17 protein-coding genes are annotated in these 16,923 nt (G+C 31.8%); 11 read left to right on the forward strand and 6 right to left on the reverse strand.

Translation table 11 applies throughout. From position 1 onward, the window contains the following. Window positions 1-133: 133 nt before the first annotated feature. Window positions 134-808: a porin family protein gene (locus Q0543_RS03325; RefSeq protein WP_299249091.1), complete on the reverse strand. Its 675-nt coding sequence runs from the start codon at window positions 806-808 to the stop codon at window positions 134-136. Window positions 809-1,037: 229 nt separating this feature from the next. On the opposite strand from Q0543_RS03325, the gene Q0543_RS03330 reads away from it, so the two are divergent. Next, window positions 1,038-1,355, forward strand: coding sequence for a muconolactone Delta-isomerase family protein (locus Q0543_RS03330; RefSeq protein WP_299249094.1), 318 nt, complete (start codon window positions 1,038-1,040; stop codon window positions 1,353-1,355). A 61-nt stretch (window positions 1,356-1,416) separates the two neighbouring features. Here the strand turns inward: Q0543_RS03330 and queD are convergent, their stop codons facing one another. From queD to ric, 4 genes are all read right to left on the reverse strand, one after another. Continuing rightward, window positions 1,417-1,773: a 6-carboxytetrahydropterin synthase QueD gene (queD, locus tag Q0543_RS03335; protein ID WP_299249096.1), complete on the reverse strand. Its 357-nt coding sequence runs from the start codon at window positions 1,771-1,773 to the stop codon at window positions 1,417-1,419. Next, a complete protein-coding gene (locus Q0543_RS03340; protein WP_299249099.1) occupies window positions 1,760-3,076 on the reverse strand; it encodes a cytochrome C oxidase subunit I in 1,317 nt (438 codons plus the stop codon). The genes queD and Q0543_RS03340 overlap by 14 nt, the downstream gene beginning before the upstream one ends. Before the next feature lie 3 nt (window positions 3,077-3,079). Then, window positions 3,080-3,883, reverse strand: a complete 804-nt coding sequence (locus tag Q0543_RS03345) for a DUF2249 domain-containing protein (RefSeq protein WP_299249102.1) — start codon at window positions 3,881-3,883, stop codon at window positions 3,080-3,082. 70 nt (window positions 3,884-3,953) lie between these two features. Next, complete coding sequence (ric, locus tag Q0543_RS03350; protein WP_299249104.1) at window positions 3,954-4,913, reverse strand: iron-sulfur cluster repair di-iron protein; 960 nt, start codon at window positions 4,911-4,913, stop codon at window positions 3,954-3,956. 220 nt (window positions 4,914-5,133) lie between these two features. Here ric and Q0543_RS03355 point away from each other — a divergent pair, with 220 nt between their 5' ends. The 3 genes from Q0543_RS03355 (at window position 5,134) to Q0543_RS03365 (ending at window position 10,207) form a co-directional block, all read left to right on the forward strand. Beyond that, window positions 5,134-7,674, forward strand: a complete 2,541-nt coding sequence (locus Q0543_RS03355; protein WP_299249107.1) for an adenosylcobalamin-dependent ribonucleoside-diphosphate reductase — start codon at window positions 5,134-5,136, stop codon at window positions 7,672-7,674. 126 nt (window positions 7,675-7,800) lie between these two features. Beyond that, the gene (gene nadA / locus Q0543_RS03360; protein WP_299249110.1) at window positions 7,801-8,730 is read left to right on the forward strand and encodes a quinolinate synthase NadA; all 930 of its coding nucleotides are present in this window, start codon (window positions 7,801-7,803) and stop codon (window positions 8,728-8,730) included. 4 nt (window positions 8,731-8,734) lie between these two features. Further along, window positions 8,735-10,207 (forward strand): FAD-binding protein, encoded by a 1,473-nt coding sequence (locus Q0543_RS03365; protein ID WP_299249113.1) that lies wholly within the window; start codon window positions 8,735-8,737, stop codon window positions 10,205-10,207. Window positions 10,208-10,209: 2 nt separating this feature from the next. Here Q0543_RS03365 and Q0543_RS03370 read toward each other — a convergent pair whose 3' ends face one another. Next, window positions 10,210-10,845, reverse strand: a complete 636-nt coding sequence (locus Q0543_RS03370; protein ID WP_299249116.1) for a hemolysin III family protein — start codon at window positions 10,843-10,845, stop codon at window positions 10,210-10,212. Window positions 10,846-10,959: 114 nt separating this feature from the next. On the opposite strand from Q0543_RS03370, the gene Q0543_RS03375 reads away from it, so the two are divergent. The 7 genes from Q0543_RS03375 (at window position 10,960) to Q0543_RS03405 (ending at window position 16,872) form a co-directional block, all read left to right on the forward strand. Continuing rightward, on the forward strand, window positions 10,960-12,228 hold the full coding sequence (locus tag Q0543_RS03375; protein WP_299249118.1) for a hypothetical protein: 1,269 nt from the start codon (window positions 10,960-10,962) through the stop codon (window positions 12,226-12,228). Beyond that, a complete protein-coding gene (locus Q0543_RS03380) occupies window positions 12,215-12,532 on the forward strand; it encodes a metal-sulfur cluster assembly factor (RefSeq protein ID WP_299249121.1) in 318 nt (105 codons plus the stop codon). The genes Q0543_RS03375 and Q0543_RS03380 overlap by 14 nt, the downstream gene beginning before the upstream one ends. A 4-nt stretch (window positions 12,533-12,536) precedes the next feature. Further along, entirely contained in the window at window positions 12,537-12,968 is a 432-nt protein-coding gene (locus Q0543_RS03385; protein WP_299249124.1) for an Rrf2 family transcriptional regulator, read from the forward strand. A gap of 46 nt (window positions 12,969-13,014) precedes the next feature. After that, window positions 13,015-14,319 (forward strand): protoporphyrinogen oxidase, encoded by a 1,305-nt coding sequence (gene hemG / locus Q0543_RS03390; protein ID WP_299249127.1) that lies wholly within the window; start codon window positions 13,015-13,017, stop codon window positions 14,317-14,319. A gap of 113 nt (window positions 14,320-14,432) precedes the next feature. Then, the gene (locus Q0543_RS03395; RefSeq protein ID WP_299249130.1) at window positions 14,433-15,017 is read left to right on the forward strand and encodes a Crp/Fnr family transcriptional regulator; all 585 of its coding nucleotides are present in this window, start codon (window positions 14,433-14,435) and stop codon (window positions 15,015-15,017) included. Between the two features lies 1 nt (window position 15,018). Further along, window positions 15,019-16,257, forward strand: a complete 1,239-nt coding sequence (locus tag Q0543_RS03400; protein WP_299249133.1) for a hypothetical protein — start codon at window positions 15,019-15,021, stop codon at window positions 16,255-16,257. A gap of 51 nt (window positions 16,258-16,308) precedes the next feature. Beyond that, window positions 16,309-16,872, forward strand: coding sequence for a fasciclin domain-containing protein (locus Q0543_RS03405; protein WP_299249136.1), 564 nt, complete (start codon window positions 16,309-16,311; stop codon window positions 16,870-16,872). Window positions 16,873-16,923 lie beyond the last annotated feature (51 nt).

Consider the following 16,923-nt stretch of genomic DNA (forward strand, 5'->3'; position numbering starts at 1 on the left):
TATTAAGTATTAAGTATTAAGTATTAAGTATTAAGTATTAAGTATTAAGTATTAAAAACGAGTTCGTGGTTAATTTAATTTAACTACGAACTCCTTTTTTTGTCTCTTTTTATCATCTATTATTCACCACCCATTATTCATTTTTAGATATTCTAAACATATAACCTATATTAATAGATACGTCTCGGTTATTAATTTTTTGAGTGTTATTATACATGTAAAATAGTCTGCTGTTAGGATTGTTTATATTATTTAAACCAATCATATATTTTGCATCCAGAAAAATATACCCATTACCAATATTCCTGCTAGCACCTATGCCTATTACTGTTCCAAAGTCAAATTGTTTTATGTCTTCTTTTTTAATATCAAACGTATTTTGATTTTGACTACTATTTTCTTTGATCTTACCCTGAATAAGATATGATGCATACATACCTGCTCTAGCGTATATTGAGAATTTATTTATTGGTAGAAATACATTAAAAGTAAGAGGGGCAGATAGGTAATTTAACCTATATGTGTAGTTTGTATTTAATAAAGATTGATATATAGGGTCATTTTGATCGATAACGTTATAGGAAGTAAAATTAGGATAAATTTTTGATCCCATGTTGTAATATCCAATACCTGATTGGATTCCAATGTTTTTATTGAATTTGAATAGAACAGGTACTTCTATGTTTAAACCATTTATATACTTCGTACTGGATCCATCATTTTTATTTTCGTGTTGGATATTAAATCTGGTTGCGTTTAATCCTGCAGATCCACCAATAAATATTTGAGCAAAAATAAATTGACTCATTATAATAAAAATGGACGTAAAAAACATTTTTTTCATTTGTATACTTATTTTTTTAAGGAAGGCAATATATCAATATTAATAGAAATTAATATCTAATATTACTTATTGACAATCGATTATATACAAATGGGGCTTATTTATTTTACTAAATCTAAAAATATTCTTAAATATTTAAATTGTAATGGATAGAATTATTATTTAAAAAAGGTAATATTTTTAGTTACTAAATTTGTTTTACGTAATATATGATATGGATCAATATTTAATAGACATAGATTATCCCGATGCACCTGATGACGAATTCATTTCTTTGATTTCATCACAAAGAACTATGATTAATGCCTACATGCATGAGGGGATAGTGACTTCCTATAGTTTATCTTCTGATAGAACTAAATTGTGGGTTACGATTGTGGCTTCTTCAGAAAGGGAAGTTGGAGAAATCTTAAGTACATTTCCTTTGATTGGTTATATGGTGTATTCCATACATAAACTTGCTTTTCATAATACTGCTCAGTTCAGTATGCCACCAATATCTCTTAATTAATCTAGATGTGTTAAGTTATTTTTAATTCGATTAATTAATATTTAATGGTTTGTACTCTTTATTAATGGCCTTTGTATATTGCTCCAGAAGTAGGGGTTTCTTTTAATTTTATTTTTGAAAGACGTGGAATTCTTGGTTTTATTTGATTCCATAACCACTCACTCATTCTTTCACAGGTTGGGTTTTCTAAACCAATAATCTCATTTAAAAGTTTGTGATCTAGTAATTGAATGGTCGGCTCTACTATTTTTTTTATGTCTGAAAAATCAATAATCCATCCAAATTTAGGATCAATGTCTCCTTCAAAATAAAGCGTTAAATGATAGGTGTGTCCATGAACTTTTTTGCATTTATGATCGTCGGATACATTTGGTAAATAATGAGCACAATCGAAGGTGTATTTCTTAAAGATTTCCATTTCCAGATTTAACTAATGGTGGTGCAGTATGTTTGAGTATAATAATTACATTTAATGTATACAACAAGGCACACACTAATAGAAAGATAGATCCTATTTTTAAGAGTATGATTGATTTGGTGAAAATTCCAAATACAAATAGAATTAGTCCAATAAGATATATCACACTCATTATTTTAAACAAAAGTGAATTGAATAAATCTTTTGGGTTAGGGGTAGAGGGAAGGTGCGAACGTGAAAAATACTCTTTAGTCCAAATAATAAAAGGCAACGTTTTAAATGTCATGCCGAGAATGAGTGCTGTTATCCATCCAAAAATAATAATGAAACCATAACTTAGAAAGAATGCATTTTGTTCTTCTGCTACATAACGAAACGTTAGTATGATGGTTGAAATTAGAAGTATAGGAATGGATATGATTGTGATGGAGAATAATGATAATTTCATCTGCGCATCAACGGATTTCCTGATTCGACCCTTGTACGATTTATAACAAAAGTAGGTGAAGAGAAGTATACCTGTTAATAAAATGAACAAAGGAATAAGAGTCCATTCCTGTGGTAATGCATATTGAAATACAAAAAAGTAAGTTAGGATGGAGGCATTTATTAAGTAGTAAATGACTTTTAAAAGCGTATTGTTAGTATACTTTGATATTAAGAACATTGGGATTAATCTAGAAGCCACACCAATTACTAAAAGGATAAACCAGCCGATAATTCCGAAGTTTACATGAAGTGGTAAATAATGAAGAGAATTGTTTGGAAGAATGATATCTGTGAAGTTATATACCAAGGTCAATCCAATACTGGCTGTCAGCACAAGCCATAATGCAGCGGTAAATATGTATACTGCATGAATGTTTTCTTTAGCACTTTTAGTGATGCTAAAGCCCAAATTAATGAGGTACGACAAGAGTGACAAAATGATGAGGCAACCGCCAAGTTTTGTATAGAAGCCCATATTGAAAAAGTAAAATCCATAAGCTAGCAAAGGAATACCTATGGCTGAAAGAATAAAGGTGCTGTATGCTAATGTATCGCTGTATAATTCACTTTCGATCATAACAGGTAAGAATTGATAACTCGCGCCTAATATAATCATAGTTGCCCAACCCAAAGTCATTATATGGGTGATAGCAATAATATGTGGTTGAAAGTAGTGATTGAGGAAATTTTCTGAAGAGAAAAATAAAAGAATTGTAGCCATTAAAAAAGAGAGCGCTGCGTATGCGTAGAATGGTAATACTACTTTGTACGAAGTTGTTTTAGATCTTGCGGACGCATCTTTTTTATCAAGCATAATTTATTTGAATATAATTAAATGAACTTCATTGGTACTTATCTCATTTGTTCTGTAAGATAATTTTTTTTCTAGAAGTTCAGGTATCAAATATACAGGTATACGTTTGTGATAAACAAATAAAGCTGAATCATCTTTAATATTTTCCAAGGATTCTAGAATCTGTATCATTGGCTGAGGCATTTCTAAATTACGGACATCAATACAATGCATGTTTGATTCATATTTTGCCATTAAAATATCCCAGTCGTTTGATTTTTTTGTAGGTGTAATCGTATTTGACTCGGATAGTCCTGTTTTTTTTAACAGATACGTTTCTGTGGTGTTTTCATCTAGTTGGTTTGTATAACTTTCAACGCCTTTCTTTTCTAATAATTTAATTAAAGGTGTTGGTTCAAACGTGTTGATAATTTTCAATATGTGATTTATTTCTATCTGTTTTATGTGAGACATGATGATTGCCAACGGATCATCACCAGATGTTAAAATTGGGCGAACATCTAAGGTTACGCAATTTTTTTCGGTTGCATTTAAAACGAAATCTGGAACCTTACTTTTTACGTTAACGGCAGTCATTTTATTTCGCTCTATTTCAAAACCTAGAGGCTCTAGTTCGTTAAAAAAATCCTCGATGGAACATTTGCCTATTTTAGATGCCGCTTCAATACTTGTTCTTCCTGCCATTATTTTCCTTAAAAATGGGTTCCGTAGTTTTTCAAACGTAGGGCTAATTTGAACGATTGCATCCAGTGCATCAGGATGATGTTTCAGTATAACGGAAATTTTTGTTTTTGAATTGATAACCATAATCCTTAAATAAATAATACAAGAGTAGATACTATCTACCCTTGTATTTATAAACTACAAACAATAATCCTTAGTTAAGCAATTTCTTCTCCAATGCAATAGCTTTAGGGAATAATATATTATTTTCTAAATGTATGTGTACTTGTAAATCGCCCTCAAAGTCTTCTAACATTTTATACAATAAATTATAACTAGAGCATGCATCAGCTGGCAATGTATAATTGTTTGTCAATTTTCTGATTTGAGCTAAACTTTCACCAACTGTTTCGTGTTCCGTTTCCATCATTTTTATTGGATTTTTTACGGTTCCAAATTGCGGATTGCTTACTGTCTGACTACTAATCTCAGCAACTCTGAGCGTTTTAATGTATGGGAATAATGTTTGTTCCTCTTTAACCATGTGCTCTAACAATTCTTCTTTAACTGATTTAACCAATTGCTCTATTTGCAATAATTCAGGGTGCACATTTCCATGTACGCTCATTACTTTTTTTGCATAGTAATACATATCTGCTATTGTGTTATTTACATATAGATGATGTGTATTTACAATGTGGTCAATTAAGAAATCCAAACTCCATTGATCATATGGTAGTGAGTTTTGTTTTGGATTTTTATCTAATTGCTGTAATTCTTGTTCGATGATTGTTACGTCGAGATTTTTTTCTGCACACGCTTCCTTAACTGTTTTTTTACCTCCACAACAGAAGTCTAGACCATATTTCTTAAAGATTAAGGCTTTCTTAAAGTCTTTAGTAACGAGCTCACCCAGTGTTTCATTATTTGATCCGGCAACAATTTTGGAGATTTTAACTTTCCATTCAGTTGGTCCGTTTTCTAAATATTCCCAATTAAAAATATTGCCTCTTTCACCTAATAATTGATAATACAAAGGTTTTGGATCATGATCGTTATGAATAGTTAAACTTTCCCCTTCCTTAAGTTCGTCAAAACGTGCAAATATAGTTGGGTGCTTCATTCTTGGTTCAAGAACAGTTACGTTTAATACATTATCTAATACTGTGTTCATAATTTTATTTTGTCTTAGTTAATTATTGACACAAATATATAAAAGTATTTAAATACTTTTATATATTTGTGTCAATAAAATAAAAGTATTTGCTGATTTGATTTATTCTAATTTATATAAGTGCTTCTATTTTTATATATCGAACTAGTTTAAATAATTTAATGATTGTTGTCATATTTTAGTAAAAATTAATTTCAGTTTTTGTTAAACTTTATTGTTTATGGATGAATTAGTAGAAAATGTTATTGAACAAAAGATGTCGTATACCTACGACGACGTATTTACAAATACACTCAACTATTTTGGTGGTGATAAATTGGCTGCAGAAGTGTGGATTAGTAAATATGCGTTAAAAGATAATTATGGAAATATTTATGAACGCAGTCCAAGTGAAATGCATAGACGTTTGTCGAAAGAATTTGCGCGGATAGAGTCTCTGTATCCCAACCCAATGGATGAGAATGAAATTTTTGGATTGTTAAATGAATTTAAATATATCATACCTCAAGGTAGTCCCATGTCTGGTATTGGGAATAATTATCAAGTAGTATCACTCTCTAATTGTTTCGTAATTGGTTTAGAAGGCTATTGTGATTCATACGGTGCAATCTTGCATACGGATCAAGAACAAGTTCAATTGATGAAACGTAGAGGAGGCGTTGGTCATGATTTGTCGCATATTCGACCGAAAGGATTTCATGTAAATAACTCTGCAATTTCTGCTACGGGTATTCTGCCTTTTATGGATCGTTTTTCTAATTCAACCAGAGAAGTAGCTCAAGACGGCAGACGTGGAGCATTGATGCTTACCTTGTCTGTTAAACATCCAGAAATAAAGTCGTTTATAAAATCAAAGGATCAGAATGATAAAATAAATGGTGCGAATATTTCTGTAAAAATTGATGATGCATTCATGTATGCCGTTGAAAATAATACAACATATACACAAACATATCCTATTGATGGAAGGGATGGAGCACAGAATATTGAAATCAATGCAAAAGAAATATGGGATTTATTGATTCATCAGTCATGGAAAAGTGCAGAGCCGGGTATTTTATTTTGGGATACGATACTAAAAGAATCAGTTGCTGATTGCTATTCTGAATTTGGATTTACTACTACCGCAACAAACCCTTGTGGTGAAATTCCGCTATGTCCCTACGACAGCTGTCGTTTGCTTGCAATGAATTTATACGGCTATGTTCAATCGCCATTTGCAGATAATGCGTATTTTGATTTCGATCGGTTTAAAATTGATGTGAAAAAAGCTCAGCGATTAATGGATGATTTGGTGGAGTTGGAGTTGGAAAAAATTGAACGAATCATTGATAAGATAACTATAGATCCCGAATTAGAATCCGTAAAGAGAATTGAATTAGAGCTATGGGAAAAAATAAAAAATAAATGTCAGCAAGGTCGACGCACGGGTCTTGGTATAACTGCCCTTGGAGACACGCTTGCTGCCTTGGGTGTATGTTATGGTACGAAAGAGGCGAATGAAATAGCTATTCATATTCAAAAGACCTTAGCATTAACGGCCTATGAATGTTCTGTGGATTTAGCGGAAGAAAGAGGTGCGTTTCCCATTTTTAATGCACAATTAGAAGAACAGAATCCATTCATAGCAAGGATTAAAGAATCCAATTTTGATTTGTATGATCGTATGCGGAGACATGGTCGTAGAAATATTTCCATATTAACCATTGCACCTACTGGTACAACAAGCATTATGGCTCAAACATCTTCAGGAATAGAGCCTGTGTTTTCCTTATTTTATATTCGCAGAAAAAAAATAGAATCAACTACGCGCGAACAAGCAGATTTTATTGATGAGAATGGAGATCACTACAAGGAGTATGCTGTCATACATGAAGGCTTTAAACATTATTTATTGAGTCAAGGTTTATCCAATGAAGATATTCAGGCGTTATCTAAAGTAGAATTAGAAGAACGGATTATAAAATCTCCGTATTATAATGCTACAAGTGAAAAAATTGATTGGCTTTCAAAAGTCGAATTGCAAGGTGCGATGCAAAAATGGGTGGATCATGCAATTAGTGTGACTATTAATTTGCCTGGTGACGTCACAGAAGAGCTCGTTGAGAGTATTTTTATGAAGGCTTGGAAAGTTGGGTGTAAAGGTATTACCATTTACAGAGATGGGTGTAGAAGTGGGATCTTGGTAAATGCGAAATCACCTACTCAGATAGAGAATAAGCCACCTAAAAGACCTACTGAACTTCCTGCAGACGTACTTCAATTTATGAATAATGAAGAGAAGTGGATTGCCGTAGTTGGTTTGTTTGAGAATAAACCGTATGAAATATTTACAGGTAGAGCCATTGATTCTTTTTCTATTTTAAGTAAAGTAAAATCAGGTATCATCATTAAAAACAAAGACGCTTCTGGTCAAAATAGATACGACTTTCAATACGTAGATAACGATGGATATAAAATTACCATCGAAGGCTTATCTCGCACATTCAGCGAAGAATACTGGAATTACGCAAAATTAATTAGCGGGATTTTAAGGCATGGTATGCCATTGCAATATGTTGTTGATATGGTCGAGGGATTGAACCTGGAGGATAAGTATTTAAATACTTGGAAGAATGGTGTCATTAGAGCCTTAACCAAATTTATACCGAATAAAACAGCACCTAAAAATAATACCTGTTCGTCTTGCAATACAGCAAGTCTTATTTACGAAGAAGGGTGTTTGAAATGTAAAAACTGTGGTTATTCTAAATGTGGGTAATGCATACGTGTATATTCTAATTATTTGCATTGGCAACATAAAAACTATTTTGTATTAAATTAGAATTTGTGTTGCTCATGCAAATGGAATTATTTGAGTTATATAATTAATTCGTACTGATTTTATATGAGTGATTTGGCAATTAAAATAAGAGAAATCTGCAAAGAAAAAAATGCAGTTATCTTAGCACATTATTATCAAAGTTTTGAGATTCAACAAGTGGCAGATTATGTTGGCGATAGCTTAGGCTTGGCTCAACAAGCATTAAATAGCAATGCAGACATCATTTTATTTGCGGGTGTCGTATTCATGGCTGAAACTGCTAAAATTATTAATCCTAATAAGAAAGTACTTGTGCCAGATTTGGAGGCAGGCTGTTCATTAGTAGAAGGCTGTCAATACACTGATTTTAAATTGTTCAAAGAGCAGCATCCCGATCATGAAGTTGTGATGTATATTAATAGTTCTGCAGAGGTAAAATCTTTGAGTGATGTTATTTGTACTTCTGCCAATGCAGTAGATATTGTTAATTCCATTCCTCTAGATAAAAAAATAATTTTTGCTCCTGATTATAATTTGGGAGATTATGTAAGGCGTAAAACCGGTCGAGATATGGTTTTATGGAATGGCGAATGCATCGTGCATCAAGCCTTTTCAAATGAAAAATTAGACAACCTATTTTTAAAGTACCCTACAGCTAAATTGATCGCCCATCCGGAGTCTCATCGGAATATTTTGAATCGAGCTATTTTTGTAGGGTCTACAACCGCATTGATACACTTTGTTAAAAACTCTGAATTTGATGTATTAATAATAGGTACAGAAGTAGGCGTGATTGGTGAAATGAAAAAAGTAGCACCTCAAAAGCAATTGATTCCATTACCAATTGACGAAAATAATACGTGCGCCTGTAGTGAATGTTCTTATATGAAGTTAAATACGATGCAAAAAATTTATGATGCATTGGTTTCTGAATCACCCGAAATACATGTAGACATTGATACTGCAATAGAAGCAATAAAGCCTATAGAAAGAATGCTCGCCCTTTCAAAATAAAGCCATGTTAGAAAATTATCCAGTTATAATTATAGGTGCCGGTATTGCTGGTTCCACCTTAGCTCTAAAATTGTCTGAATTAAGACCAGATTTAACTATTTTAGTTCTGAGTAAATCTGCATTGTCAGAATGCAGTAGTTTTATGGCACAGGGAGGAATTGCCTCAGAATATAAAACTTCCGAATCGGATATTGAAACACATATTGAAGATACCTTAAAAGCTGGACGTTACATGAACGATGAAGATACTGTTCGTTGGTGGGCTCATCAAACGGAGCATGGTATTGATCAATTATTGAAATGGGGAGTTGTTTTTAATTCAGAAATGGCTTTAGAAGGAGGGCATACAACACGAAGAATTTTTAAAGTAGAAGATCAAACAGGCAAGTCCATCATGAATGTGTTATGGGATAAAATGTTGGAGCAGAAAAATATTACCATAATTCAAAATGCTAGTGTAGTGGATATTCAAAAAGATTCAGTACAGAACATTTTTCATGTTGATTTTGTCACGGATCAGCTTACACAAAACAGAATACGTGCGAAACATGTTGTTTTTGCTTCTGGTGGACTTGGTCGATTAATTGCACCATCAACTTCTAGTCCCATTGCTACTGCAGAAGTTATGGGTATGGCAATTCAGTTGGGCGTTCAAACTAATTTTTTGTCCTGCGTCCAATTCCATCCAACGGGTTTGTTTTTAAGAAATGTAAAACAAACCTTATTGATTAGTGAAGCTGTTCGTGGAGAAGGTGCTAAGTTAGTAAATAGTTTGGGTGATTACTTTATGGTACGGTATGACAAAAGAAAGGACTTAGCACCTAGAGATATTGTATCGAGGGCAATTTTTGAAGAAATGAAATTAACAGATTCAGATTGTGTTTATTTAGATGCTCGAAATATAAGTAAGGAGGAATGGTTGTATAAATTTCCTTATATCTATGCACAATTGGTCCGTTACAATCTATATCCGGAAAAGAATCTTATTCCTGTATATCCAGTTGCACACTATATGTGTGGAGGGATTGTTACGGACACAAATGGCTCTACGAGTATTGATGGGTTATATGCAGTGGGAGAGGTATCTTGTACGGGGATTCATGGTTATAATAGATTAGCTAGTAATTCGCTTTCTGAAGCTGTTGTCTTTGGATTGTCTTTAGCACAATTTTTATCTGAGAAGGATATTTCTTTTGATAACGAATACTCTTCTCGGGTGTTATCAGAAAAAAAATCAAATGAAAGAGATAATGAAATTACAACAGAGATGAACCTAATCTCAGAAACATTATATGCTGTTTTTAAAGATCAAAAAACTAAAGAAGAAGTTGAGGAATTGATTTCTTTTTATGAGCATACGTTTAAACTGAATCAGGAAAAATCCACGTTGCATTATTCATTGATCGTAGTGATTCGATTATTGAAAGATTATCATATGCGTTTTACGAATAATAATATCCAGATTCAACACGTCTAATATCATAATATGAATACTGTAATTAATAGGTAGTGTGATACACTACCTACAATTACAAATAGATGCCAAATTAAATGTGCGTATTTCATTTTTTTATCTATGATGTAAAATATGATTCCTATGGAATAGGCTAAGCCTCCAACAACCATTAGTATAAAAGCAATATGTGGCAAGGAGATTAGTAAATCATCAATTTTTAGAACAATAATCGAACCCATAACGAGGTACATCAATACAAATAGTAAATCTACTTTTCCTGTAAAAAATAATTTTAAGCATATACCTAGTATTGCTAATGTCCATTGTAGGATGAAGATGTTTATGCCCCAATCCCCCTTTATATGTATTAATAATATTGGACTATAAGTACCGGCAATTAAAATGAAAATACTTATGTGATCAATGACTCTGTATCCAACCCAAGGTTTGTGACTTTTTAAATGATAGAGCATCGATGCCGAGTACGTGAATACAAGACTAATGCCGAAAATAAGTGCCGTTATGAAACTCCATTTTCGATTGTCAATAGCGCCATAGTAAGCCAAAATGAGCAAACCAATGAATGATATCGCTGCTGCTATTCCGTGAGAAATTCCATTTAATTTTTCTTCAAAATCAAGTTTTTTTTCGGACTCCATTATAATTGTCTATTTTTATAATAAAAGTAAGTAAATGCTTTTATTATAAAAACAGATTTATTACTTTTACCATACATCAGGAGAAAAATATTCTTAATATTAATAGGGGAAATAGTGGAAAATAAATTATATAAAGTTGTATTTCCGTTTTTTATATATGCTGCTATTTCTTTTTTTCTTGCTATGGGGTTGTTGGTTCTTCATTCCGAAGTATTTTTAGGCTTCTATATCCAACCCAACATTATAGCTATTACACATATTGTTGTTTTGGCTTGGGCAACAATGATAATCTTAGGGTGTTGTTATCAATTAATTCCCTTTATGAATCATGTTGATATATACAGTTATAAAATTGCTTATTATTCATTTGTATTACTAGCATTTGGTATTCCAATGCTTATATATGCATTTTTTACTCTTAATTTTGATTACTCAGCCATTGTTGGAGGAGTATGTATAGTCAGTTCTGTAGGTCTTGTTTTAGTAAATTTGTATAAGACATTACGCGTTAGTAACATAATGAATATTAATTCTATTTATATTTTAATATCAATTTTTTTGCTCTTCATTACTGTTTGTATTGGTTTATTAATGATTGTTAATTTTAACTATTCCTTTCTGTCTGTGCACTCGCTTCATTATTTATCCCTTCATGTACATGTTGGTATCGCAGGTTGGTTTCTAATTTTAATAATAGGGGTATCGTCACGTTTGTTTCCTATGTTCTTAGTATCAACTTATTTAAATGACTCCTTGTTGAAGACAATTTTAGTTACGATACATATTGGTTTATTCAATTACTTACTTTGGCATATGGATATAATCCCTACTTATTTTTATTGGTTCAGTATCGCTGCGTTCGGCAGTTCTATTTGTATGTATATCTATTTTTGCGTTCAAGTATATAGGAATAGGTTTCATAAAAACAATAACACACTTTTAGATCTTTCTGGAGTGTCATTGATCTTTTTAGGGGTATCTGTTTTTATTACTTGTTTGGTAACGTATTTCTTAGATTCTTATATTAATCTTCAACTGATTAAACTATTTGGTATTGCTATTTTCTTAGGTTGGATTGCCGCCTTAATTTTGCAGATGACTTTTAAAATTTTGCCCTATATTGTTTGGACGATGAAATATTCAAAACATAGAAATGCGATTCCTTATTCACCTTTATTGTTATATGATAAAAGAGTTTTAACTGTTATGGGCTATGTTTATGTAACAGGTATATTCTCGCTTATTCCTGGCATTATAATTAATGAATCTATATTATTAAAATGTGGTAGTTTTTTGTTACTTGTAACCGCGTTGTTATATAATTACAATGTTTTTAAAATTTTATTTTATAAACCTAAAATAAGTATACATGAAACCGACTGACAATATTCAAATAGCATTAGCTCTTGATGAGTTAAAACAAGTTCTAGATCCCGAGATTGGTATTAATATTGTTGATCTTGGAATGGTTCAGAATATTGATATGTATGAGCAGAGCAAATCAATACAAGTTGCATTGATTTTGACTTCTGAATTTTGTCCGATGGCAGATTCGATTAAGGAAAATACGAAGAATACATTGGAACATTATTTTTCTGGCTATATTGCTACGGTTACTCTTTTGTCTGAACCGAAGTGGAATGCCGATATGATTTCGGATGAAGGTAAAAGACTTTTAAACTTATAAGAATATGTTGTCAACAACGTGTAAGACTGGGATCAAAGCTGTTTTGTATTTAGCAAAATTTGTTGATCCGAATGACAAAAAATCTATACAAGATATAGCAGATCAAATAGGGGAGAGTCAACATACTGTGAGTAAAGTACTGCAAACCTTGGTTAAGGAAGGCATCATCAACAGTAATAAAGGTCCTAATGGTGGGTTTTATATTACTAAAACACAATCACAGCAACCGCTTATAAAAATCGTAAAATCAATTGACGGAATGGAGGTTTTTAAAACGTGTGGTTTGGGTTTGATGAAATGTACGGCAGTGAAACCATGTCCTATTCATTTTCAATATGAAAAGGCAAAAAAAACAGTGGAAGATTTATTAACTCAAAATAAAATTTGTACACTTTCTGAATCCGTAATTAATAAAACATCGTTTTTAATTAATTAAGTATATACGAATTCTTTTGAATGTATAATCTAAATACATACTTATTATGATAGCTATTATTGGAGGTGGTATTTCTGGATTGACATTGGCATATAATTTACAAAAAAAGAATATTCCGTATGTACTTATGGAGGAAGCGTCCGTATTGGGAGGCTGCATTCAAACAGATTATAAAAATAATGTAATTGCAGAAAAAGGCCCTAATTCCATATTGGCGGATGAATTTATTTTTGATTTTTTATCAGATTTAGGTTTAGACAACGAAATTATTTTGGCAAATAAAACGATCAAAAAAAGGTTTATTTATAAAGGCGGAAAATACCGTGCTTTGCCATCAGGTCCTATTTCTCTGCTTTCAAGTTCTTTTTTTTCTTGGTCTCAACGTATTAAAATATTTAAAGAATTTAAAAATAAAACATTAAGTAAACATAATTCTACTCTGTATGACCTCATTCAATCCCGCTTTGGAAATGAAGTTTCTGATTATGTATTAGATCCTTTTGTTACAGGTATCTATGCCGGTGATAGTAAAGAGCTGATTGCAGATTTATGTTTTCCTGTTTTGACGCAGAATATAAAACAATACGGTTCAATTCTAAAAGGTTTTATTAAAAATCCACCAAAGCGTAAAAAAACAATTACGTTTAAAAAAGGCCTGAGTCAATTGATAGATACGCTTCAACAACGGTTGCAACATATTCGATATGAAACAAAAGTTGTTGCATTGAATAAAGAAGGCGAGAGTTGGTCACTTTTAGTTTCTTCTAAAGAAGGAGAGGAGCATATTTTATGTACTAAAGTTGTACTGGCTATACCAGCATATCGAGCAGCATCGCTTGTTCGTCCTTATTTTCCCACGATTGCAAGTTTATTCGATAAGGTAGAATATCCATTGGTTTATTATGTACATATTTTGTTTTATAAAAAACAACTAGGCTTTCAACCCAATGGTTTTGGTGCATTACACCCAACAAATGAAAAATTATTGATTGCTGGGGTTATTTGGAATTCTTCTGTTTTTGATGGTAGGACTTCTGATGATGTTGTGTTGTTAACCTGTATGATTAACGAGAAGAGAGCGCCATTCATAAAAACGATGTCTCAGGAAAAAATACAAATAATGGTTGTGGCTGAAATTAAAGAATTGTATTCTGTTGCCGGCCATCCAATTTCTGTTACGATTGGTTCTTGGAAAAAATCGATTCCCCAATATAATATTGATATGGTTGATGTAAAAGACAATATCAGCTATTTAGAAAAGGAGAATATTTATATTTTATCGAATTGGCCAAATGGAATAAGTATTGCTGATTGTATTTATCATGCATCTGAATTTTCAAATATAGAATAGGATTATATAATGTTCTATTATATTGGCTTTTATGTTGATTAAAGTCATTTAAATACTTTTATTTAATCATCTTTTCATTTTTAATTATACGCTAAATTCGTTTGTTATTTAGTATGAACATCGACCTAGAAATATTGAAATTTTATGGAGGAACTTATTATAAAGTTCCTAAGGGAGAAGTATTGTTCAGTGAAAATGATATACCACGCTTTTATTTTCAAATTCAAAAAGGCTCTGTTCGTGTAATATCAAGTAATTCAAGTGGTAGAGAACATTTTCACAAGTTGTGTGGTAAAGGACAATCATTGGGGCTCTCTTCACTTTTTACAGATTTGCCCTATATTGTTTCCGCAATCGCTTCAGAAGATGTATATTTATTTCGATTGCCGAATGAAAGTTTTAAAAAAATGATTGCTGAAAACAATCAGATAGCGTTAAATGTAATGACGTGCTTGGCCATGAATATTCATGACAAATTTAAAACCATACAATTACTTACTTGTGCAAGTCCAGAAGAACGTTTGATGAAGTTCTTTAATATTCAAAAGAAAGCTCCTGGCATGAAAGCGATTGTTCCATTTACAAGGCAACAAATTGCAAATTATACAGGCTTAAGAGTTGAGACAGTTATTCGAACACTTTCTCGGCTAAATCAAGAAGAAAAGGTAAAAATATTTAATCGCAAAATATATTATTAAAATGAAATTGTTCAATCGCTTAAATATCGTTTCAATTTGTTTATTTAATTTTTTTATTGTTTCGTTACTTGGCTTGTTGATGCGGTATAAAATTGGATTCGAGTTTCCGTATCTTGATCAACGAAATCTTCAACATGCACATTCTCATTTTGCATTCGCTGGCTGGGTTACTTTATTGTTAATGGCTTTGATGGTGAAGGTGCTTAAATCTAAACAAGATTTTAACAATACCTATTTTAATATTTTATTAGTTATCCAGTTGATTTGTTCATATGGTGTATTAATTTCGTTTATCATTCAAGGGTATAAATTTTGGACAATTCTATTTTTGGTACTATTAATTCTTACATCTTTTGCATTTAGTATAGAGTATATACGTAGGGCGTTTAAAATAAAACTCTTTGAAGGGAGTAAATGGTTTCTTGCCGGTTTATTCTTTAATTTCATTTCAACTTTTGGGACATTTTATTTGAGTTATATGATGGCCTCCCATGCATTTGATCAAGATAAATATCTAACCTCAATATATTGGTACTTACATTTTCAATACAACGGTTTCTTTTTCTTTTGTTGTTTAGGTCTATTAATAGATTATTTAGAAACACAACAGGTAAGTGTTTTGCCCTTAAGGTCTGCTTTTAATTTATTTTTCATCGCATGTATTCCTGCAGTTGGACTGTCTTTGTTGTGGATGAAACTTCCTAACTGGATTTATTATCTAATAATCCCAGCAGCACTAGTACAAATTTTTGCCTGGTTTAAAATACTTGCTTTCATTAATAGAAGTTCATTCAAACAAGTATTTCCTGTGTTATTAAAATATTTATTTATTTGTTTAGCACTGTCCTTTACTATCAAGTTTTTGTTGCAGTTAGGTTCAGCATTTCCTGTTTTAAATCAAATGGTTTTTGGCTCAAGAGCTGTAATCATAGCATATCTGCACTTAGTGTTGTTGGTGTGTATTAGTGTTTTTTTATTGGTGTATGTATATATAAATAATTTTATTTTTATAACTAAAACACTTCAAATTGGATTGATTGTACTTATTTTAAGTATCTACATCAATGAATTGTTATTAGCAATTCACGGAATATTTTCAATGAATTATGTGTTGGTTCCCTATATAAATGAGATGTTGTTTTCTATTTCGTTGGTTATTTCCGTGGGACTTTTTATGATTGTTCTTTCCGTTTTAAAACAGAAGAAAACAATTGCTACTTATGATTTGGGTCATAAATAAAAAATGTGTTATAAGGTATATTTGAGTTATAAACTAACTCTAAATAAGGCCATGAAACACAACTACTTTTGCGCTCTATTAGTCATCTCGGTGACGCTATTTTCTTGCGGTGAATCTGCTTCAGAAAATTCTCAATCTGCAACACCTCAACAAGAGGAAACGGCAGCAACTCCACAAGGTCAATCAGGAGTGGTTGATGAAACATCTGCTCCAAATATTGTTCAAGTAGCAATCAGTAGTAAGGATCACACGACACTTGTAGCTGCTGTTAAAGCAGCAGGTCTTGTAGATGCGTTAAGTAACGCAGGACCTTTTACTGTTTTTGCACCTACGAACGCTGCTTTTGATAAATTACCTAAAGGAACAGTTGAGGAGTTGTTGAAACCAGAAAAAATTGCAGACTTAAAAAATATTTTGGAATACCACACGTATGTAGGCGCATTAAAAACCGAATACATGAATGATGGACAAGAGTTTGAGCAAGTGAATGGCGGAAAAGTAATTATTACCATAAAAGGGGATAAAACGTATGTTAATGGATCTGAAATTGTTGCTTCAATCCCTACTTCAAATGGGATTATTCACGTAATTAATGATGTATTGCTTCCTAAATAAATTATGTGTTGTAACACTATTTTAAAAAAATAAAAAATAGTATATATTAAA

The organism is uncultured Cytophaga sp. (genome assembly GCF_937863595.1).
GTDB lineage: Bacteria > Bacteroidota > Bacteroidia > Cytophagales > Cytophagaceae > Cytophaga.